This is a genomic window from Bacillus sp. FJAT-29814, assembly GCF_001510715.1.
Classification (GTDB): domain Bacteria; phylum Bacillota; class Bacilli; order Bacillales; family Cytobacillaceae; genus Neobacillus.
The window spans coordinates 24,708-44,219 of sequence record NZ_LMTJ01000006.1 but is presented as its reverse complement, the minus strand read 5'-3'; the positions used below and the strand labels follow the sequence as shown (position 1 = coordinate 44,219).

The 19,512-nt window shown below is 44.7% G+C and carries 17 protein-coding genes and 1 other annotated feature; of the genes, 11 read left to right on the top strand and 6 right to left on the bottom strand.

Annotated elements, in window-relative coordinates; all coding sequences use genetic code 11:
* Positions 1 to 6: 6 nt before the first annotated feature.
* Both AR334_RS17020 and AR334_RS17015 read left to right on the top strand, forming a co-directional pair.
* A complete protein-coding gene (locus AR334_RS17020; protein ID WP_066314043.1) occupies positions 7 to 720 on the top strand; it encodes a DsbA family protein in 714 nt (237 codons plus the stop codon).
* A 1-nt stretch (position 721) separates the two neighbouring features.
* Positions 722 to 1,126, top strand: a complete 405-nt coding sequence (locus tag AR334_RS17015; RefSeq protein WP_066314041.1) for a disulfide oxidoreductase — start codon at positions 722 to 724, stop codon at positions 1,124 to 1,126.
* A 30-nt stretch (positions 1,127 to 1,156) separates the two neighbouring features.
* On the opposite strand, the gene AR334_RS17010 is transcribed toward AR334_RS17015, so the two are convergent.
* The 3 genes from AR334_RS17010 to AR334_RS17000 form a co-directional block, all read right to left on the bottom strand.
* On the bottom strand, positions 1,157 to 2,044 hold the full coding sequence (locus AR334_RS17010) for a DUF2935 domain-containing protein (protein ID WP_066314037.1): 888 nt from the start codon (positions 2,042 to 2,044) through the stop codon (positions 1,157 to 1,159).
* Between the two features lie 223 nt (positions 2,045 to 2,267).
* Positions 2,268 to 2,507 (bottom strand): glutaredoxin family protein, encoded by a 240-nt coding sequence (locus AR334_RS17005; protein WP_066314034.1) that lies wholly within the window; start codon positions 2,505 to 2,507, stop codon positions 2,268 to 2,270.
* Positions 2,507 to 2,953, bottom strand: a complete 447-nt coding sequence (locus AR334_RS17000) for a Dps family protein (protein WP_066314033.1) — start codon at positions 2,951 to 2,953, stop codon at positions 2,507 to 2,509. Before AR334_RS17000 ends, AR334_RS17005 begins: the two co-directional genes overlap by 1 nt.
* A gap of 355 nt (positions 2,954 to 3,308) precedes the next feature.
* On the opposite strand from AR334_RS17000, the gene AR334_RS16995 reads away from it, so the two are divergent.
* The 3 genes from AR334_RS16995 to AR334_RS16985 all read left to right on the top strand — a co-directional run bounded on the left by AR334_RS16995 (position 3,309) and on the right by AR334_RS16985 (position 6,850).
* On the top strand, positions 3,309 to 3,911 hold the full coding sequence (locus tag AR334_RS16995) for a cell wall hydrolase (RefSeq protein WP_066314030.1): 603 nt from the start codon (positions 3,309 to 3,311) through the stop codon (positions 3,909 to 3,911).
* A gap of 251 nt (positions 3,912 to 4,162) precedes the next feature.
* The gene (locus AR334_RS16990; protein ID WP_156431320.1) at positions 4,163 to 5,584 is read left to right on the top strand and encodes an NAD-dependent succinate-semialdehyde dehydrogenase; all 1,422 of its coding nucleotides are present in this window, start codon (positions 4,163 to 4,165) and stop codon (positions 5,582 to 5,584) included.
* Between the two features lie 135 nt (positions 5,585 to 5,719).
* Positions 5,720 to 6,850: an HAD hydrolase-like protein gene (locus AR334_RS16985; protein ID WP_066314024.1), complete on the top strand. Its 1,131-nt coding sequence runs from the start codon at positions 5,720 to 5,722 to the stop codon at positions 6,848 to 6,850.
* Positions 6,851 to 7,081: 231 nt separating this feature from the next.
* Here AR334_RS16985 and serA read toward each other — a convergent pair whose 3' ends face one another.
* Together serA and AR334_RS16975 are read right to left on the bottom strand one after the other, a co-directional pair.
* On the bottom strand, positions 7,082 to 8,725 hold the full coding sequence (serA, locus tag AR334_RS16980; RefSeq protein WP_066314020.1) for a phosphoglycerate dehydrogenase: 1,644 nt from the start codon (positions 8,723 to 8,725) through the stop codon (positions 7,082 to 7,084).
* Positions 8,718 to 9,875 carry an alanine--glyoxylate aminotransferase family protein gene (locus AR334_RS16975; protein WP_066314019.1) on the bottom strand — a complete coding sequence of 386 codons (1,158 nt, stop codon included), beginning with the start codon at positions 9,873 to 9,875 and terminating at the stop codon, positions 8,718 to 8,720. Before AR334_RS16975 ends, serA begins: the two co-directional genes overlap by 8 nt.
* A 74-nt stretch (positions 9,876 to 9,949) precedes the next feature.
* Positions 9,950 to 10,161, bottom strand: a binding site (T-box leader).
* Positions 10,162 to 10,453: 292 nt separating this feature from the next.
* On the opposite strand from AR334_RS16975, the gene AR334_RS16965 reads away from it, so the two are divergent.
* From AR334_RS16965 to thrB, 3 genes are read left to right on the top strand one after another with little or no spacing between them, the layout of a single operon-like run.
* Positions 10,454 to 11,749, top strand: coding sequence for a homoserine dehydrogenase (locus AR334_RS16965; protein ID WP_172799245.1), 1,296 nt, complete (start codon positions 10,454 to 10,456; stop codon positions 11,747 to 11,749).
* Positions 11,746 to 12,816 carry a threonine synthase gene (gene thrC, locus AR334_RS16960; RefSeq protein ID WP_066314016.1) on the top strand — a complete coding sequence of 357 codons (1,071 nt, stop codon included), beginning with the start codon at positions 11,746 to 11,748 and terminating at the stop codon, positions 12,814 to 12,816. Before AR334_RS16965 ends, thrC begins: the two co-directional genes overlap by 4 nt.
* Entirely contained in the window at positions 12,803 to 13,720 is a 918-nt protein-coding gene (thrB, locus tag AR334_RS16955; protein WP_066314014.1) for a homoserine kinase, read from the top strand. Before thrC ends, thrB begins: the two co-directional genes overlap by 14 nt.
* Positions 13,721 to 13,757: 37 nt before the next feature.
* On the opposite strand, the gene AR334_RS29970 is transcribed toward thrB, so the two are convergent.
* Complete coding sequence (locus AR334_RS29970; protein WP_172799244.1) at positions 13,758 to 13,901, bottom strand: hypothetical protein; 144 nt, start codon at positions 13,899 to 13,901, stop codon at positions 13,758 to 13,760.
* Positions 13,902 to 14,022: 121 nt separating this feature from the next.
* Between AR334_RS29970 and AR334_RS16950 the strand changes: the two genes are divergently transcribed.
* The 3 genes from AR334_RS16950 (at position 14,023) to AR334_RS16940 (ending at position 19,465) form a co-directional block, all read left to right on the top strand.
* Positions 14,023 to 14,775, top strand: a complete 753-nt coding sequence (locus AR334_RS16950; RefSeq protein WP_066314012.1) for a glucose 1-dehydrogenase — start codon at positions 14,023 to 14,025, stop codon at positions 14,773 to 14,775.
* A gap of 98 nt (positions 14,776 to 14,873) precedes the next feature.
* A complete protein-coding gene (locus AR334_RS16945) occupies positions 14,874 to 18,113 on the top strand; it encodes a BTAD domain-containing putative transcriptional regulator (protein ID WP_066314010.1) in 3,240 nt (1,079 codons plus the stop codon).
* Between the two features lie 158 nt (positions 18,114 to 18,271).
* Positions 18,272 to 19,465, top strand: a complete 1,194-nt coding sequence (locus tag AR334_RS16940) for a substrate-binding domain-containing protein (protein WP_066315338.1) — start codon at positions 18,272 to 18,274, stop codon at positions 19,463 to 19,465.
* Positions 19,466 to 19,512 lie beyond the last annotated feature (47 nt).

The window sequence follows — 19,512 nt, the reverse complement described above, 5'->3', positions numbered from 1 at the left end:
ACGATGATGGCTAATAATAAACTTAATGGGAAGAAAGAGCAGGGTTCATCTTCAAAATTTGTTTTTTGGGTGATCGGTTTAATAGCAGTAGGGGTATTGGGACTAATCTTTTTAAATAGTTATTCGGATAAACAAAAAGAAGAAGCAGAAACTAAAACAGCGGAAATTGATTACAGCAATCAGCCGTTCATTGGTGATAAAGCCGCACCGGTTTCGATTGTAGAATTCGGGGATTACAAATGCCCAGCTTGCAAAAGTTTTGCTGAATCGTTCGTTCCTTTAATTCTGGATGAGTTCGTGGACACCGGAAAAGCCAAGTTTTATTTTATGAATGATTCGTTTATTAATGTGGATTCAGAGCGCTCCGCCAAATTTGCCGAGTCTGTTTTTCAAGAATTGGGGAACGAGACGTTTTGGGCATTCCACGAGCTTCTTTATAAAAGGCAGCCTGAGGACACAAAGTATGAAAAGATTGATTTATTTACGGAATCATTTTTAACGGATGTATTAAAAGAAGTTGCCAGCGGCGAAGAAGCTGACAAAGTAGTGAAAAATTTCCGTGACAAAAAATCGCATGAAGCTTGGCAAAAGGATATGGATTATGTCGCGAAATTAGGTGTTACGGGAACACCGACACTTTTTGTTAATGGAAAGATGTTTACCGGACAATCAATGGATGACTTAAAGGCGATGGTTGAAGAAGCCGCAAAGGGGAAGTAATATGAATAAATCCCTGCTGATTTCCTGGATTGCCGCAATCATTGCCACGCTTGGAAGCCTGTATTTTAGCGAGGTCATGCACTTCATCCCTTGCACGCTTTGCTGGTATCAACGGATTTTTATGTACCCGCTGGCAGTAATTCTTGGCGTTGCCGTCTATCGTAATGACAAGGACATTGTTAAATATGTCTTGCCATTATCGGTGATCGGTGTACTGATATCGGGTTATCATACATTATTGCAGAAGGTGCCAGCCTTGCAGGAATTCGAAATGTGCAGCTACGGAGTCCCGTGCTCAAAGGATTATATCAACTGGCTTGGATTTATTACAATCCCGCTGCTGGCATTCATCGCGTTTATAATCATTACCGTTTGCATGGTTATTCTTGCACGGAGAAAAATGTAAGAGACTATCCTGGCGATAGTCTCTTATTTTTTAGCTATGCTGTTCTTGTTGCTTTACTTTTAATCGGCCTTCTAATACTTTAATAATTTGCAGGAAGTGATCTGCCTCCCTCACGACATGGTCAGCTAACAATGGATCAATCACGTTTCTAATTTGGCAGGTTTTGATAAAGTCCAGCCCGGCCTGTTTAAAGGCGCGCAGCTCTTGTGTGGCATTTTCACTGTCCTTGTTCATTTTACCGATAATCGGATAGGTTGGATTCTTCTTTAGAAGCATTGATTCAACATCTCTCGCTTGATTGAGGAGCACTTCAAAATCGTCCCCAAATTTCCTTGCCGTAATTACTAGATTTCGTTCCGACTGGTCAAGTAGGGAAGCGATGAAGCGTGAATGCTCCATCATAATTCTCAGCCAGAATACATTTTCTTTAATAATGGCATCCTGAACTGGGTCGAGGATCCCATCGTTCAATTTTTTTAACGTTCTCATAAAGTATTCCGCTTCTCTGGCAATATGGTCGACTAGAAGCGGAAAGTTAAAGCCCATTACCTTACAATTAATAATTAAAATAAGCAGGTTTCGTTTAAAATTTCTTAATCCTAGCACAAGCTGAATCGTGTCTTCATTTAACTTGCGGACGGCGGTCACATTATTGGGCGTTTGATGTGCCCGTTTTTCTTGTTCGGCAAAATAGTGGTAGAAGCGGTCGGTTTGCTGGATTAAATGTTTGTCTCTTCGATTAAAGCCTTCGCCCAAAAAGTAGGAATGCTCCTTCATAATCCGCAGCCAAAATTTATTTTCTGTTAATGACCGCTCAATAAAGATTTGTTCCGATAATGATTCAGGCGGCGCTGCAAAGCTTTCCGGGGCAATAAGCATGTTATTGACTTCTTGTTCTCCCAATCCCTGATAGACCATCTAATCACCCTCCTATTAACACGGATATTCCATTATATTTGCTGAATTCTTGATTATGTTAAAAGTCCCGATGTCTTGTTGGAAAATTAAGCAAATAATAGGAGTAGAACATTTTTGGGAGGTCAAGGATGAAAGCTTCGGATTTGATATAGTGGAGAGTGCGCCATCGCATTGGAATAAGAAAAAGGTTAATAGTAAAAGGGCTCCCATGTAGGAGCCCACATTACTCGAAACCAAGCAGCTTTTTAAATTTTTTTTCCTGAAATCCTAATACCAGTTTTCCGTTAATGAAAGTAGCAGGCGTTGCATAGATTTTCTTTTTCTTTAATTCATCGAGATACTCATCATGTATTGATGCATTCCGCTCCTCGAAATCAATTCCCTGTTCCTTCAAGAACGTTTTAACTTGTTCACAATAAGTGCAGCCATTACTGGTATATACTATTACTTCATGTTGCGGCATTAAACAGATTTCCCAAGGAATGCTTTCAGCATCCATACATGCTTTTCTAGACCTGAATGGATTGCCAGCAGCATATCTCCGGTTGTTTCATCATTATTTTCCTCTGCAAGGCTCATGCCTTCTTTTAATTCTCCGATGATGATGGAGAAATCGTTAATGACGGACTGTACCATTTCCTCAGCAGATTCTGTTCCGGCTGCCTCTTTAATAGAAGAAATTTCAAGGCTTTCTTTCATGGTAGCCACTGGTTTGCCGCCAATTGCCAACAGCCGCTCGGCTAATTCATCAACATGTAATCCCGCTTCATTATAGAATTCTTCAAATTTGGCATGTAAGGTGAAGAATTGTCCCCCGGTCACATACCAGTGATAATTATGTAACTTCATGTACAGGACAGACCAATTGGCAATTTGTTTGTTTAGTGTCTCTGCTAATTGATTTTGCATGCTATTTCCTCCTTCTTCTTTTCCTTACTATATTTTACCCAAGTTTTACAGGAGATTCTGCACACTTTCGCGGAAATAGTTGACAATCCCGTGAAAATGCCTGGTTTTTTTGCCTCAATTTATATTACAAAGATGATATATTTTGTAAAAAAAAAGCCTAAACTCGCCATTGCTTCCAAATTTTTGTCGATTAGCTGGTGAGGGTAGGATTTTCCATATGATAGATTAATGCCTTTGGATTGGGAAGTATGGTCGTTTTGGAGGTATTTCCACTTATTGGGCGATGAATAACTATGTTACAACTGATAGCCTTAGTTGTAGAGAAAGCGAGCAACAAAAACTAGGAGGTTTTAAAATGAACAAACTTAAAAAACTAGTAATTGCAGCCGGATTAATTTTATCAATGTCAGCATTTACGTTAACTGAAAAAACAGAAGCGGCGACTGCGACTCATAAGGTACAATATGGGGAAACGTATTGGAAAATCGCCACAAAGTATGGTGTGCCTGTAAATAGCTTAATGGCCGCAAACAATGCAAAAGGTTCGATGTTATACGCAGGGACTAATCTAGTAATCCCAAACGCTACTACATCAGAAGCAGATAAAGACTTAATGGCAAGACTTGTCCGCGCCGAAGCGGTGGGTGAGCCTTATGCCGGTAAGGTTGCCGTGGCAACTGTTATCTTAAACCGTGTAAAAAGTCCTGAATTTCCGAATACTGTCCGTGATGTAATCTATCAAATTGAGTCCGGTCACTATGCATTTACACCGGTCCAAAATGGAGCAATCAATCAGCCTGCCGATGCAGAATCTAAGAAAGCTGTAAACGAAGCACTCGCTTTCAGTGGTCAAGGTAATGGGTCTTTATATTTCTATAACCCAAGAACAGCAAAAAGCAGCTGGATTAAATCACGTCCGGTAACAATTACAATCGGTAACCATACATTTGCTAGATAATATGCCATTTTTTCAAAAAGCAGTGGATTTGAACCCCACTGCTTTTTGTTATGCCTTATTTTCATCCAAATAATACTAGAGATTTTGTAGAAACAGGCAACCAAATTTATCCATTTCGGATTACATGTTATAATATTTGTGATAAATATTGGCCAACATTGATTACGATGGTATGTAAAGGAAAGCCGTATCAGGGCCAAACGGGTGGGGGAGGAATGGACACTGTGAAACAAAAGCATCAAATTTATCCAATGTATCTTGACGGAAAATGGGTTGGCAATGAGTATGAAGTTTTTACTGAAGTTATCAACCCGGCAACAGATGAGGTGTTAGGGGCGGTGCCCACGGGAGGAGCGCTGGAAGCCGAGCGGGCGGTGGATGCTGCTCATAAAGCGTTTAAACTCTGGTCGAAAAAGACGGCCGAGGAGCGCTATCACCTCCTGATGAAATGGCACCATCTTATCGATGAGAACAAGCATGAGATTGCCAGAATCATGACGATGGAGCAGGGTAAACCATTAAAAGAGGCCCTTGGCGAGGTGGTTTATGCCAATAGCTTTATCTCCTGGTTCGCGGAGGAGGGGAAACGCGTTTACGGTGAAACGATTCCGGCTTCGCATCCAAATAAGCGGATTTTGGTGCGTAAAGAGCCCGTTGGTGTTATTGCGGCGATTACGCCCTGGAACTTCCCGGCAGCGATGATTACGAGGAAGGTGGGTCCGGCCCTGGCCGCAGGATGTACGGCTGTAGTGAAGCCGGCCAGTCAAACGCCGCTTACAGCACTGAAACTAGCTGAGCTTGCACATGAGGCGGGGATTCCAAAAGGGGTTCTAAATGTTGTGACCGGCCGTTCTACGGAAATCGGTGATGTTTGGTTAAAGGACCCGCGGGTAACCAAGATTACTTTTACCGGTTCAACCGAGGTAGGGAAAACATTGATGCGCGGGGCGGCCGAAACAGTCAAGAAAGTTTCGCTTGAACTTGGCGGCAATGCTCCGTTTATTGTCATGGACGATGCCAATTTGGCAAAAGCTGCCGCCGGCTTAGTCCAGTCGAAATTCCGCAACGCCGGACAAACCTGTATTTGTACAAACCGAGTTTATGTGCAGGAAAGTGTCGCGGAAGAGTTTACAATGCTATTCCAGGCAGAATTGGAGAAACTTAAGGTCGGAAACGGCCTTGATGAGGGTATTGATATCGGTCCATTAATTGACCAGGCTGCCCGTTCAAAAGTCGAAGAATTGGTGGAGGATGCGGTCTCTAAAGGTGGAAAGGTCATTTACAGCGGACTTAAACCTGCTGAAGAAAACGGCTATTTCTATGCCCCAACAATTTTAATCAATGTTCACGATGGAATGGAATGCATGAAGGATGAAATCTTTGGCCCGCTAGCGCCAATTTCAACGTTTAAAACCGAGGAAGAAGTGATTGAGCGTGCCAACAATTCCAACTACGGATTGGCGGCCTATGTATATACCGATAATTTAAGCCGTTCGTTCCGAATTACCGAGCAGCTCCAGTATGGTATCGTCGGCCTCAATGATGCTCTGCCATCCGTTGCTCAGGCTCCATTCGGCGGCTATAAGGAGAGCGGGATTGGCCGTGAAGGCGGGCACTATGGAATTGAAGAGTTTTTGGAAGTGAAATATATTTCAATCGGTTTGGATTATTAATTTTGCCAAAGCCGTGTATTGGGTTTCCCAGTGCACGGCTTTTATTTTATATCCGAAAGTATCGCACGCTTTAAATAGAAGGAGGGGGTATGGTACGATAGTGGAAAAAAGCGAGTACTTTAAGAGGGTGGGGACATGATTAAAACGATTTTATTTGATGTTGACGGTGTATTGCTAAGCGAAGAAAGGTATTTTGATGCGTCGGCGTTAACTGTTTGGGAGATGTTGAGTAGCAGCAATTACTTGGCATTGTCCCCGGAAAAATTCAAGACTGACTATAGCGACAATGAAATTGATGAAATACGTGCTCTAGTATTTGACAACGATCAACACCTAAAACTAATGAAATCACGGGGCCTGAACGCCAACTGGGACATGATTTATTTAACTTTTGCCCACCAATTGATCCACCTCCTTTCGCAACTGAAAGAAATGGGATTTGAAAATGTTGGAAAATGGTGTCAGGCACCAATCGGTCGTGAGACATTATTGGAAATTGGCCGAGTGTTAAGTAATTATCCTGTGAAGCTCGATTTTAGTTTGTTTGTTACGGATTTTGAGCGGACTGATGCGATGAAGCAAGAGCTCCTAAGCTATTTGAATGTGTTGGCACAGGAAAAGCTTGGGATCGAGACTGATATTTTTGAAAAAGGGGAGCTTTGGTCGGTTTGTGAACATGTTTCCCAGGAGTGGTATGTCGGCGATGAAAATGTGGTTGCCTCAACGGGGAGACCTTCGGTGCAAACGGGGAAGAAGGGGTTTCTTGCGAATGAAACTACACTTGCCCCAAAGGAGGAAATAGCCGGGCTATTTGAATTTTTAGCTTCCTCCGGAATTGAGATTGGCATCGGAACAGGCAGGCCGGAATTAGAAACAATCCAGCCGTTTCGGCATTTAGATTGGTTAAAGTATTTTGATGAGAGCCGAATCGTGACGGCCGATGATGTTTTGCAGGCAGAGAAGCAGGTTTCCGAATCGAAGTCGCTGTCGAAGCCGCATCCGTTTACCTACATAATGGGACTCTACCGAAAAGAGCTAGCTGTTCAGGAATGCTTGAATTTTGAACTTCCGCTTGAAAAGGGGGAAACACTGCTGATTGTGGGAGATTCCTTGGCTGATCTTCTGGCAGCACGGCAAATGGGCGCGCAGTTCGCCGCAGTTTTAACCGGCTTGTCCGGGAAAGATGCAAGAGGCGAGTTTGAGGAGCATCATGCTGACTATATTCTTGATTCTGTATTGGAATTAAAGGAGCTGAAATGCTTTTAGGTTACCTTTTTTTGGATAATCAAAGACAAAATACCCCGGAAAGGTAATCAAAATGTCTTTAATTGAGGCTTCTTAAAGACAAAACTGACTAAGAAAGAGGTAAAAACGTCTTTGATATTCCATTTGTTGGTAAAAGGGAGAAAACCATTCTTGAGTAATGAATAATTCTCCTTGATCACCAATAAAAAGGATGCCGCACACCCATCTAGTGTGCGGCACTCTTAACAACCCTTATACGCTTTCCACTATCTCCGGCTCCAACCGGCCCGGTTCAAACGTATCCACATTAGAAACCTCCAAAAATGAAGCTTCCTCCAGACCGTCGATCAATGTCAACTGACGAATCACCTCAGGAACCAATACTTTATCAAGCGTCAGCACCATGATTGCCTCGCCGCCGACTTCGGTCCGGCCTACCTGCATCGTCCCGATATTAATCTGGTAATCCCCTAGCAACGACCCCACCTTGCCAATCATGCCCGGCACGTCAGTATGCTTGATGTACAGCAAATATTTTTCCGGCCTTACGTCAATCCGGTATTGGTTGATTTTCACAATCCGGGCGCCGTAGCCGTTCAGAACCGTTGCCCCGATACGTGCAGTCTCAGTACCTTGGGACACGGCCAGCTCCATATAGTTGGCAAAGCCCTTGTTTGTGGCGTTTTTCACGACATTATAGGAAACGCCCTGCTCCTTCAACAAGTGAAGCACGTTGATGAGATTAACAGAATCGCTTAAATGATAGGACAGCACGCCTCTTAACAGTGTGCGGGTAAGCAGCTCGGTATCCTCATCGATTAAATCGCCAAAATAATTGATTTCAATTTTACTAGGGGCCTGCTTCTTCAATAGCTGCACTACCAGTTGGCCCATCTGGTCGCCGAGCAATAAATACGGCTGAAGCTTGGCTTGGGTTTCGCCGGACATTTGCGGCATATTGACTGCATGTTGAATCGACTGTTTTTCAAAAATCTCGATAATTTCAGCGCTGACCTCTTCGGCGACCTTTTCCTGCGCCTCCACTGTTGATGCGCCCAAATGCGGGGTTACGATAATGTTAGGGTTCCCCAGCAATTCCGGGTCGGCCACCGGCTCTGTTTCAAATACATCGAGGGCTGCACCGGCGACATGGCCCGCGACAATCGCCCGTACCAGCGCCTTTTCATCGATAATACCGCCGCGGGCACAGTTAACGAATCGGACACCCTTTTTCGTTTTTGATAAAAATTCATCATTAATAATGCCGCGTGTATCATTGGTCAGCGGGGTATGAATCGTAATAAAATCAGCCTCCGCCGCAATTAAATCAAGGCTTGCTTTTGTAATCCCGAGCTTTTTCGCCCGGTCTTTAGTCAAATAAGGGTCAAACCCCAAAATGTTCATACCAAAGCTTTTTGCCCGCTTAGCCACTTCTGTCCCGATTTTGCCCATCCCGACAACACCGAGCGTTTTCTTATAGAGCTCAACCCCTTTAAAGGAATTACGGTCCCATTCGCCACCAGCTGTTTTCTGATGGGCCTGAGGAATTTTTCGAGCCAATGAGAGCATCATTGCCAGCGTATGTTCCGTGGCGGCAATCGTATTGGCACCTGGCGCGTTAATGACGATTATCCCTTTTCGGGTGGCCGCATTGACATCAATATTGTCAACGCCCACACCGGCTCTGGCAATGACGCGGAGGCGTCCGGCAGCCTCGAGCAATTCGGCGGTCACCTTCGTTTGGCTGCGTACAATCAAGGCATCATATCCGCCGATGATCGATTTTAATTCCTCAACTGGCAAGGTAGGCTGACGGTCGACCACAAAATTCGGATGATCAATTAAGCTTCTCAATCCTGTTTGGCTGATTCCATCTGTTACTAATACTTTATACATTTTCGCTCCAAACCTCCTGTGCTCGTTTTACGGCAATACCCAATACATCTTTTCCTTCTGAAAACTTCACGATCATCTCAATGCTGCTTAACACTTTTAACACATCAAACGGGGTGCAATAGCCCATGTGGCCAATCCGGAAAATTTCACCCTTTAACTTTTTCTGGCCGCCGCCAACCGTAATCGCAAACTTATCCTTTAAAAGCTTTTTCATTTGCTTGGCCGGCTCGTCAATGGTGCGGACTGCAGTAACGGTTGGTGATGCATCATTATCGGAAGTCAGCAGCGGCACCTCAATCGCCTTTAACCCTTCCCGGGTCATGTCACGCATTACCCGGTGACGCGCTATCACATTCTCGAAGCCTTCTTCATCAAACATGTTGCAAACTTCCTGCGCCCCGTAAATCAATGATACAGCGGGAGTGAACGGCGTAGATCTTTCATTGTCATAGGAGGCCATGTAGCGATTCAAATCTAGGTAAAATCGTTTTGTCTTGCAGTTCTTGATCACCTGCTTGGCGTGGTCATTGACGGCAACAAACGCCAATCCCGGCGGTAACATCAATGCTTTCTGTGAACCTGAAACAAGGATATCAACCTTCCAATCTTTCATATTAACTGGAACAGCACCGATGCAGCTGACGCCATCGACGATAAACAAGGCATTCGTTACGCGTTTCACAACTTCACCTAGCTCTTTAATTGGCTGAAGGACCGCGGTTGAGGTTTCGCAATAGGTGGCAATGACAGCTTTTACATCCTTTTGCAACCCTTTTAAAAATTCCTCCAGCTGCTCCGGCTGGCAGGCTTTGCCCCACTCAACCTCAAGGCGGTGGACATTGGCCCCGAACGTTTCGCAAATGGAGGCAAAACGGTCGCCAAAGGCACCGGCGACAATGACAACGACTTCGTCACCCTCCTCAATCACATTGACAGCCGCCGTTTCCAATGCGGCTGTACCGCTTGAGGCAAGGACGGTCACGGGATTTTCAGTTCCAAAAACAGGCATCAGACGGGTAGAAACATCTTCAAGCAACTTGGGGAATTCTTGGCCTCGGTGGGCAATCATCGGTTGATTCATGGCATTTTTCACACGGTCTGGTACAGGTGTCGGTCCGGGTGCAAACAAATATTGCTGGTCAAGTAACATCAAACTCATCCTTTCAAATTGATTTTCCCTAAAAAAATAAAAACGCCCCCCATAACAGACATAGTGGTCGTGTTATGAGGGACGTGGATAAACGTGGTGCCACCCTCGTTTGCCGCCTGAAAACAAAAGGCGGCCTCTGGGACAGGTAACGGTTTTAGCCGGGCATGCCTACTGGATTCGGCAGCCAGTTCAGAAGGGCTGGGCGTGATAAGATTTGGCACCGGTTCGCAGCAGCCACCGGCTCTCTGAAGCCATTTCTTAATGCCGTCTTCATCATTACTGTTATTTTTAGAATACCGCAAATTGGTGCAAATTTCAAAATACAATGAATATAGGCTTTATTCTACAACCTCATCTTCAAGCTTGTAAAGGGATAAAACGTAAAAAATTTTGCGTATTTCCAGAGAAAAATTTTGCTGAAAATTAAGAACACTGATATGATGCAGGAGTAAGCGATTACAGTATAAAATTGAAAAATATAACTATTGTAAAAAAAATCAAACAACTTTATAATGTCTACAACAGAAATACATTTGTTTTCGCTACGAGGACAAATGCTTGGGATGGAGGGGGATTATGTGAAGGCTATTTCAATAGGTTTACTAGGGTTAGGTACGGTTGGATCGGGTGTTGTCCAAATTATTAAAAACCATCAGGACAAATTAATGCACCAAGTCGGCTGTCCAGTTGCTGTCAAAAAAATACTAGTTCAAGATTTATATAAAACAAGAATGATAGAAGTAGAACAGGAAATGTTGACATCAAATCCTGATGATATTTTGCTTGATGAGGAAATTGACGTGGTCATTGAGGTCATGGGCGGTGTCGATGACACAAAAGACTATTTGATTACTGCTCTTCGTCAGGGGAAGCATGTTGTAACGGCCAACAAGGATTTGATGGCCTTGCATGGTTCGGAACTGTTAACGGTTGCTTCCGAGTATGGCTGCGATTTATTTTATGAAGCAAGTGTTGCCGGAGGGATTCCCATTTTAAGAGGGTTGGTTGACGGGCTTGCTTCCGACCGGATTACGCAAATGATGGGGATTGTAAACGGGACGACGAACTACATTTTAACAAAAATGAGCATTGAAGGGCGTTCTTATGATGAGGTTCTCAAAGAAGCGCAGGAACTTGGCTTTGCCGAGGCTGACCCGACTGCGGATGTTGAGGGACTGGATGCTGCCCGGAAGATGACGATTCTTGCGGTGTTGGGATTTTCGATGCATATCGATTTGGAAGATGTTCAGGTCAGCGGGATTTCCAAGGTGACTGAGGAGGACATCAACTACGGAAAGCAGCTCGGATATACAATGAAACTGATAGGTTATGCCCATCGCGAGGGAGAAAAAGTGGAGGTCAGTGTCGCTCCGACTTTTCTCTCAAACAACCATCCGCTTGCTTCCGTGCAGAATGAATACAATGCTGTTTACGTTTATGGTGAAGCTGTTGGCGAAACGATGTTTTACGGCCCGGGGGCCGGAAGCCTTCCAACTGCGACATCGGTAGTTTCCGACCTCGTCGGTGTGATCAAAAATTTGCGCATTGGCGTTAACGGCAAAAGTGCGGTCACCCCGCAATACCCTAAACTTTTAAAGGGTAACAATGAAAAATTCTCGAAGTACTTTCTGCGGCTCCATGTAAAGGACGAGGTTGGCGTATTTGCCGAGATTACCTCGATATTTGCCAGACATGGTGTTAGTTTTGAAAAAATTCTTCAGCTTCCGGTTAAGAAGAATGAGGTTTCTGAAATTGTGTTGGTGACACATCGGGCATCATTGACGGACTATGACCAAATTTTGCAGGAGTTAAATGAGCTGCCCACATTAAAAGAAATTAAAAGTGCATATAGAGTGGTGAGGAAATCATTATGAGATGGCCAGGATTATTAGAAGCGTATAAAGAATATTTACCAGTTACGAATGAAACACCCCAATTGACCCTGAATGAAGGAAATACTCCGCTGATTAAGTTGGAACGGCTCTCGGAAGAATGGGGCGTAGAGCTTTATGTCAAAGTCGAAGGAGCAAATCCGACAGGCTCCTTTAAGGACCGCGGAATGGTGATGGCGGTTGCCAAGGCGGTAGAGGAAGGAAGCCAAACCGTCATTTGCGCTTCCACGGGAAATACATCGGCTGCTGCTGCTGCCTATGCGGCCCGGGCTGGATTAAAATGTATCGTCGTGATACCAGAAGGAAAAATTGCCATGGGTAAGCTGGCGCAGGCAATGATGTACGGTGCCGAGATTATTTCAATTGAGGGGAATTTTGACCAAGCACTGAAAATGGTACGAGACATTAGTGAGGTCGAACCGATTACTCTTGTTAATTCAGTGAACCCTTACAGGCTTGAAGGGCAAAAAACAGCTGCCTTTGAGGTGTGCGACCAGCTAGGCTCTGCACCGGAAATTCTGGCGATTCCAGTCGGAAATGCTGGAAACATCAGTGCTTACTGGAAAGGATTTAAAGAGTACAACGACCAGAAGGAAACCGGTCTGCCGCGTATGTTTGGCTTTGAAGCGGCGGGTGCCGCCGCCCTTGTCCATAACCGCGTATTTGAAAATCCGGAAACGATTGCGACGGCGATTCGCATTGGCAACCCAGCTAGCTGGGATTTGGCTGTGAATGCCGTTGCCGAATCAAATGGCCAATTTGATGAGGTTACCGATGAAGAAATCGTTGCTGCCTATAAAAAGCTCGCTTCTACCGAGGGTGTGTTTGCCGAACCGGCATCCTGTGCCTCAATCGCTGGTGTCTATAAAGCGTTGCAGCAAGGAAAAATCACCAAAGGTACAAAAATTGTCTCCGTCCTTACCGGAAACGGTTTAAAGGATCCAGATACGGCGATAGGAAGCAGCTTGGTAAAGCCGACACAGCTGCCTAACGATGAACAAGCGGTGAAAAAGCATATCCAAGGGGTTGTCGGCAATGCCGTTACCTAACAGAGTGAATATCAGGGTCCCGGCAAGCACTGCCAATCTTGGGCCCGGGTTTGACTCAATGGGACTTGCCCTTGATTTATATATAACCCTTGAGGCAGAGAGCAGCGATCGCTGGGAGTTCGTCTCGGATGATGAGGAACTGAAAGGACTTCCAACGAATGAGCAGCATTTTATCGCGCAAATAGCCGTGAAAACAGCTGAGCAATTTGACAAGGTGATGCCGCCTTGTCGAGTGAAAATGAAAAGTGAAATTCCATTAGCCCGAGGACTAGGGTCAAGTGCCTCTGCGATCGTCGCCGGGATCGAACTTGCTGATACGTTCGCCGATTTGAGGCTGACCAAACAAGAAAAGCTCCTTTTCGCAACCGGGATTGAAGGCCATCCTGATAATGTCGGTGCTTCGCTTTACGGAGGTCTTGTGGTAGGTTGTTACAACCACAAAGAGGTCGAAATGTTATCGTTCTCGGATCTTGCGATTGAAACAGTTGCGGTAATTCCAAAGGAAATCCTGTTAACAAAAGATTCACGGGGAGTGTTGCCGGCTTCTTTTTCAAGAAATGATGCGGTCCAGGCATCGGCAACCGCAAATCTTTTAGTGGCAGCATTGTTAAGCAAACAGTGGGCGCTTGCCGGAAAAATGATGGAACAGGATTTATTTCATCAGCCTTATCGTAAGCCGTTGATCTCTTTTTATCAGAAAATCCAACAATTTGCCAAGGAAAATGGGGCGTTTGGGGTGGCATTGAGCGGTGCAGGCCCCACTATTCTATGCTTTACGGAAAAGGGACAAGGCGAATGTTTGTCAGCGATGCTGCAGTCTGCATTTCCTGATATGACAGCTAAAACATTGAACATTGATTATGTGGGAAGCAGCGTACAGGAAGTTGAAAAGTGTGTGAAGTAAAAGGAAAGGGGCGGCTCATTGGGGCAGCCCCATTTTTTCACCCTTTTAACCCTTGCAGCCAGTCTTGGTAGCAATCAGGGCAAAGAATCTCATCTCTCTCCTGGTTTGAGGAAACAAAGGACACAAAATGCCGTTGTCTTTCATCGAGTTCATCAGTACAATAAAAACATTTTTCGCTCATAGAAATCCTCCTTTAAAAATTTTCGATAGGTTAGTTTCTTCAGGTGTATATCGTTTTATAACATTCCCCATTCATGTAAAATTAGGTCGGAATGTATATTTCAAAGAGAGGGAGCAGACAGATGAATTTTTCAGGAAAAGTTGTTATTGTTACCGGTGCTGGAAAGGGCATTGGCCGCGGTGTTGCCATGGCCTATGCCGAAAAAGGAGGAAAAGTGGTTGTAGCCGATTTTGATGTGGAAGCAGGAGAACGGACGGTCAATGAAATTCGTGAACATGGTGGCGAAGCTATTTTTGCAAAAACAGATGTGCGCCTTGAAGAAGATGTTATTCGTTTAATGGAGGTAACAGCAAATACATACGGAAAAATGGATATTATAATCAACAATGCCGGGATCAGCAAATTTACTCCATTTTACGAACTAACCCTTGAGACGTGGGACAATGTCATCAATACGAACCTGCGCAGCGTATTCCTTTGTTCCAAGGAGGGAGCCAAGCTAATGCGAAACAATCCAGACGGCGGTTCGATTGTAAACATCGCTTCAACGCGAGCGTTAATGTCGGAGCCGAATACTGAAGCTTATGCGGCCACCAAAGGCGGGATTGTCGCGCTGACACATGCATTAGCGGCAACCCTTGGTCAAGACCGGATTACCGTCAATGCGATCTCGCCCGGTTGGATTCATACCGGTGATGAGTCCGAGCTGCGGGAAATCGACCACGAGCAGCATTTCTCGAAGCGGGTGGGCAATCCTGGTGATATTGCCCGTGCCTGTCTCTACCTGACAGCTAAAGAAAATGATTTTGTCACTGGCATTAATTTGGTAGTTGACGGCGGAATGACAAGAAAAATGATTTATGAAGAAGACTAATGGGGGCTGGAAACTGGCCTCTTTTTTTCGTCCAATTTTTGGTGATATTGTGATAAAATAGTGAATATTAGGAAAATTGGTTAAGAAGGGGGTGCTTTATGAAGCTTCCGATTATTGGGACAAAGCTGCGCATACCAACAGTAAAGGACGATTTTATTAGGCGGGCGAAGCTTACCCTAAAAATGAAGACAATCCCCAACTACCCGTTAACAGTTATTCACGCCGGTGCAGGCTATGGAAAAAGCACAGCGATGGCCTTATTTATGAACGATGAAAAAATCTTGGGTTGCTGGTATTCGATTTCCTCGATGGATGATGATATTCTTCCGTTTCTCGCACATATCATCCATGCCATCAGAAAAATTGTTCCCCATTTTGGGTTGGAATTATCAGCTTATATTGAAACAATGGACCGCTATATACGTGAAGAGGAACTAAATTATTTATGTTCACTGTTCATTAACGAACTTCTTGATATCGACTTAGAAATTACCCTGGTTCTCGATGACTTTCATCAGATTGAACAATCCTACACGATTAACAGCTGGATGGAAAAACTGCTCGAGCATATTCCCGACAATTTACATATCGTCATCTCGAGCCGGAGTCGTCCCATCTGGAAGCAACTGACAAAAATGAAGGTAACAGGTCGCTTGTTGGAAATCACCAGAGACGACCTCATTTTGACGATTGAGGAAATGGAATTGCTGCTTTTAGACCTTTATGGTATCGAGTTGGAGCAGCCTCAGCTACAAACCATTTACCAATTGACAGAAGGCTGGATTATTGCCCTCTGCATGATTGCCCAACAAATTCCGTTGAAATCGGATATTTCCGATTTTTTTGCCCACTCTACCCACTCCCTAACCGAGTTTTTCCAGTACTTGGTGATGGAGGTTTTTGCAAAACAGCCGCCGATGATTCAGCAGTTTCTTGAACAAACCTCGATTTTTGAAGAGATCGACGAGGAGCTGTGTGTGGAGGTGATCGGCTTTCAAGCAGCTTCAAGCCTGCTTGAGCAGTTGAAGGAGCGAAATTTATTTATTCAAAAGGTGGGCCAGAATCATTATCGCTACCATGCCCTTTTTAAAGAATTTTTGGAAAAGCAGTTTCAAACGAATAATCCGGGAAATTATGCCATGCTTCATGAAAGATGTGCCCGATTCTATGAAAAAAGAAAGATGTTGGAGAAGGCGCTTTATCATTATCAAAGAATTCATCACACCAAAGCGATGGCTGCAATTCTGCAGGAGAATGGTTTCCGGATGCTTGAAAACGGCAAGCTTGAGAGCTTGTCCGACCATTTGGCAAAAATGGCCGATGAAGAGCTGGGGACGTATTATCAATTATGGCTGCTGAAAGCGGAGGTCTGCCGCTATCGTTCCCAATATTCCGAGGCTGAACGTTTTTATCAACTTGCCTATGATGGGGCGGCGAAAGAACAGGATTTTCTTGGAATGAGCAAGGCGCTGGAGGGAAAGGCGAAAATTTACTTGGATACGATTCAGCCGCAGCATGCGGAGCGTCTACTATATGAGGCAATCAGCCACCGCGAGAAAAGCAGAACGCCAGCCGAAGAAAGCGGGAAGCTGTATGAATTGTTGTCGGAAAACCTGTTAAACTCTGGAAAGGCGCAAAAAGCGGAGAAGTGGCTGGAAAAGGCGAAGGAAACAAATCATGCCGACCTCGATGGCAGTCTTGAAGCAAGACTCTATTTGCGAACGGGACGGTTTGAAACGGCAAAGAAATTCCTTTACAAGAAAAAGGCAGAACTTGAAAGGACAAAACTTTCCAATTTGCCTCAGGCCCATCGTGAAATAGACTTATTGTTATCCATCATTGAGGCCTTTACAGGCGAAGGAAACAAAGCGAAGGAACTTGCACAGGCGGGAATTCAACTGGGCATCAGTTTAAAGGCACCGTTTGTCGAGGCGTGCGGTTGGATTCGCATGGGTCATGCCGTACAAATCCTCAATAAATACGATGCTGCCTTGGCGGAAAATTGCTATCAAACAGCCCTTGAGCTGATGGGCAATTTAAATGTCTCGCGCGGGAAAGCCGAACCGTTGATGGGCTTGTGCGTTTTATATGGATTACGAGGTGAATATGAGCGGGCCATCACTGCCGGAAGACTCGCCTTGCTGGAAACTGAAAAAGTCCATGATGTTTGGCTTTCTGCCATGATTATCCTTGGCATGGGGATTGCCAGTGTTTATAATGACCGACTGTCAAAAGCGTTGAATTACCTTGAACAGGCTGGAATGCTATTCCGTGAGTGCGAGGATTCCTATGGGCAAATGCTGAGCGCGTTTTGGCTGTCACATTGCTTTTATCTTGAAAAAAAGCAACCTGAAATGCTAAGGTATGCAGATTCCTTTTTAAGTCTAATTCAGATGTATGACTATGAGTTCTTTTTTCATAAGCGTTCTGTTTTTGGCCCAAGGGATTTGCAAGTATTTGTGCCGCTCTTGCTTCAATGCCTAAAGGAAGGCAACCAAAAGGCATATGGAGCAAAAATCCTGCAGGATATGGGGATAACTGCACTCGAATCACATCCTGGCTATTCGGTCCGGGTCCAAACCCTGGGCCAATTTAAAATTTGGCTGGGTGATAAGGAAGTTGGCGAGAAGGAATGGCTGCGGGAAAAAGCCAAGGAATTATTTCAATTGCTCATCACGACAGGTGAATTAATTGCCAAAGAGGAAATTCTCTCCATACTCTGGCCCAATCAGGAAAAAAAAAGTGGGGACCGCGATTTTAAGGTTGCCTTAAATAGTCTTCATCATGTGCTGGAACCGGGACGAAAAGCAAGGGCTGCCCCATTTTTTATTATCAGGGATGGGAGTTTCTATGGTCTTAACCCGCTTGCGGTGATCGAAGTAGATACAGAGCAATTTCAAATATGGGTTCAAAATGGTCTTGATGAATCAGACCAGAATAAAGCCCAAAACTATTTGGAAAAGGGACTTTCCTTTTATCAGGGGGATTATTTGCCAGAGCGGCGTTATGATGATTGGTGCATCAGCAAACGGGAAAGTATGCTTGTTTACTTTTTGCGGGGAGCGGAGAAAATGGCCCAAATTTCTGTCCGCAATGAAAATTACGACCGGGCCATTTTCTGGTGTGAAAAGATACTGGAGCGGGACCGTACCTGGGAAGAAGCCTATCGTCTGCTGATGTATTGTTATTATCGAAAAAATAACCGCCCGCAGGCATTGAAATGGTATAAAAAGTGTACAGATGTCCTTGAGGAGGAGCTGGGGGTAACGCCGCTCGAACCGACAAAGCATATGTACGAAATGATTATCGAATCAGACAGCTATATAAAGCCGCTCTAAACAGCCTGACATCCGGGCTGTTTTTTTTGTAACTTCTATGTAACTCTCTTTTTTTATGATAAGTCCAAAGCAATACAATCAAATTTTTTAAATTTTAAGGGGGAAGAACATTGAAGGGAAACCGGAAGAAATGGGCATTTTTAGGGTTACTTATTTTTATGATGTTGTTTGCCAGCGCATGCAGCTCCGACAAGTCGTCATCAGATCCAAAGGAAGGCGGCGATGATAAGAAGGCGGAGACAAAGGAACCAATCAAGATTGGGGTGCTTGCATCCAAGACAGGCGCGCTTGAGTCCTACGGCAAGCAAACACTGAGGGGCTTTGAGCTGGGCTTGGAATATGCCACTGACGGCAAGATGGAAGTCGACGGAAGAAAAATTGAATTTTTTGTAGAAGATACGGAAACAAAGCCTGAAGTCGCTGTTCAAAAAGCAACAAAACTATTAGAAGAAGATAAAGTAGATTTCTTAGTTGGGTCGTCAAGCTCTGCGGACACGCTGGCAGTCCTGCCGCTGGCCGAGGAATATCAAAAAATCATGGTGGTAGAACCGGCTGCGGCCGACACCATTACAGGTTCCGAGTTTAATAAGTATATTTTCCGTACCGCACGGAACTCTTCCCAGGATGCTGTGGCTGGTGCTGCCGCGATTGCGAAAAAAGGTGTAAAAATCGCGACCCTAGCACCTGACTATTCATTTGGACGAGATGGTGTTGCCGCATTTAAAGAAGCGGCTAAGAAGCTGGGCGCCGATATCGTCAAGGAAGAATACGCCGACCCAGCAGCTACCGATTTCACTTCCAACATCCAAAAAATAATTGATGCCAAACCTGACTACCTATTTGTTGTCTGGGCCGGGGCGAACTCACCATGGAAACAAATTGCTGATATGAAGGTTCAGGATAAAGGCATCAAGATTTCAACTGGTGCACCGGATATCGCGGCATTGGCGACAATGGAGCCGTTGGTTGGTATGGAAGGCTTCACCGTTTATTATCATGACCTGCCGAAAAATAAAATCAATGATTGGTTGGTAACTGAACACAAGAAACGCTTTAATAATGAAGTGCCAGACCTGTTTACACCGGGCGGAATGAGTGCGGCAATCGCCATCGTTGAAGCTGTCAAGAAAACGAAGGGCGATACGGATGCGGATACGCTGATTAAAGCAATGGAAGGCTTGAGCTTTGAAAGCCCGAAAGGAAAAATGACATTCCGACCTGAGGACCACCAAGCATTACAAGCACTATATGCCATTAAGCTTGAGAAAAAGGACGGTGTTCCATATCCGGTTCCAGTGCTGATGCGTGAGTTGACTCCGGAGGAAACAGCTCCGCCAATTCGAAATAAGTAAGAAAAAATTAGGGGCTTGACCAGGTAAATGCTGGTCCCCCTTTCATT

Excerpts from the sequence above, each read along its gene's own strand:
- AR334_RS17020 (WP_066314043.1), top strand. The coding sequence starts at position 7 with ATGGCTAATAATAAACTTAATGGGAAGAAAGAGCAGGGTTCATCTTCA.
- AR334_RS17015 (WP_066314041.1), top strand. The coding sequence starts at position 722 with ATGAATAAATCCCTGCTGATTTCCTGGATTGCCGCAATCATTGCCACG.
- AR334_RS17010 (WP_066314037.1), bottom strand. The coding sequence starts at position 2,044 with ATGGTCTATCAGGGATTGGGAGAACAAGAAGTCAATAACATGCTTATT.
- AR334_RS17005 (WP_066314034.1), bottom strand. The coding sequence starts at position 2,507 with ATGCCGCAACATGAAGTAATAGTATATACCAGTAATGGCTGCACTTAT.
- AR334_RS17000 (WP_066314033.1), bottom strand. The coding sequence starts at position 2,953 with ATGCAAAATCAATTAGCAGAGACACTAAACAAACAAATTGCCAATTGG.
- AR334_RS16995 (WP_066314030.1), top strand. The coding sequence starts at position 3,309 with ATGAACAAACTTAAAAAACTAGTAATTGCAGCCGGATTAATTTTATCA.
- AR334_RS16990 (WP_156431320.1), top strand. The coding sequence starts at position 4,163 with ATGTATCTTGACGGAAAATGGGTTGGCAATGAGTATGAAGTTTTTACT.
- AR334_RS16985 (WP_066314024.1), top strand. The coding sequence starts at position 5,720 with ATGATTAAAACGATTTTATTTGATGTTGACGGTGTATTGCTAAGCGAA.
- serA (WP_066314020.1), bottom strand. The coding sequence starts at position 8,725 with ATGTATAAAGTATTAGTAACAGATGGAATCAGCCAAACAGGATTGAGA.
- AR334_RS16975 (WP_066314019.1), bottom strand. The coding sequence starts at position 9,875 with ATGTTACTTGACCAGCAATATTTGTTTGCACCCGGACCGACACCTGTA.
- thrC (WP_066314016.1), top strand. The coding sequence starts at position 11,746 with ATGAGATGGCCAGGATTATTAGAAGCGTATAAAGAATATTTACCAGTT.
- thrB (WP_066314014.1), top strand. The coding sequence starts at position 12,803 with ATGCCGTTACCTAACAGAGTGAATATCAGGGTCCCGGCAAGCACTGCC.
- AR334_RS29970 (WP_172799244.1), bottom strand. The coding sequence starts at position 13,901 with ATGAGCGAAAAATGTTTTTATTGTACTGATGAACTCGATGAAAGACAA.
- AR334_RS16950 (WP_066314012.1), top strand. The coding sequence starts at position 14,023 with ATGAATTTTTCAGGAAAAGTTGTTATTGTTACCGGTGCTGGAAAGGGC.
- AR334_RS16945 (WP_066314010.1), top strand. The coding sequence starts at position 14,874 with ATGAAGCTTCCGATTATTGGGACAAAGCTGCGCATACCAACAGTAAAG.
- AR334_RS16940 (WP_066315338.1), top strand. The coding sequence starts at position 18,272 with ATGATGTTGTTTGCCAGCGCATGCAGCTCCGACAAGTCGTCATCAGAT.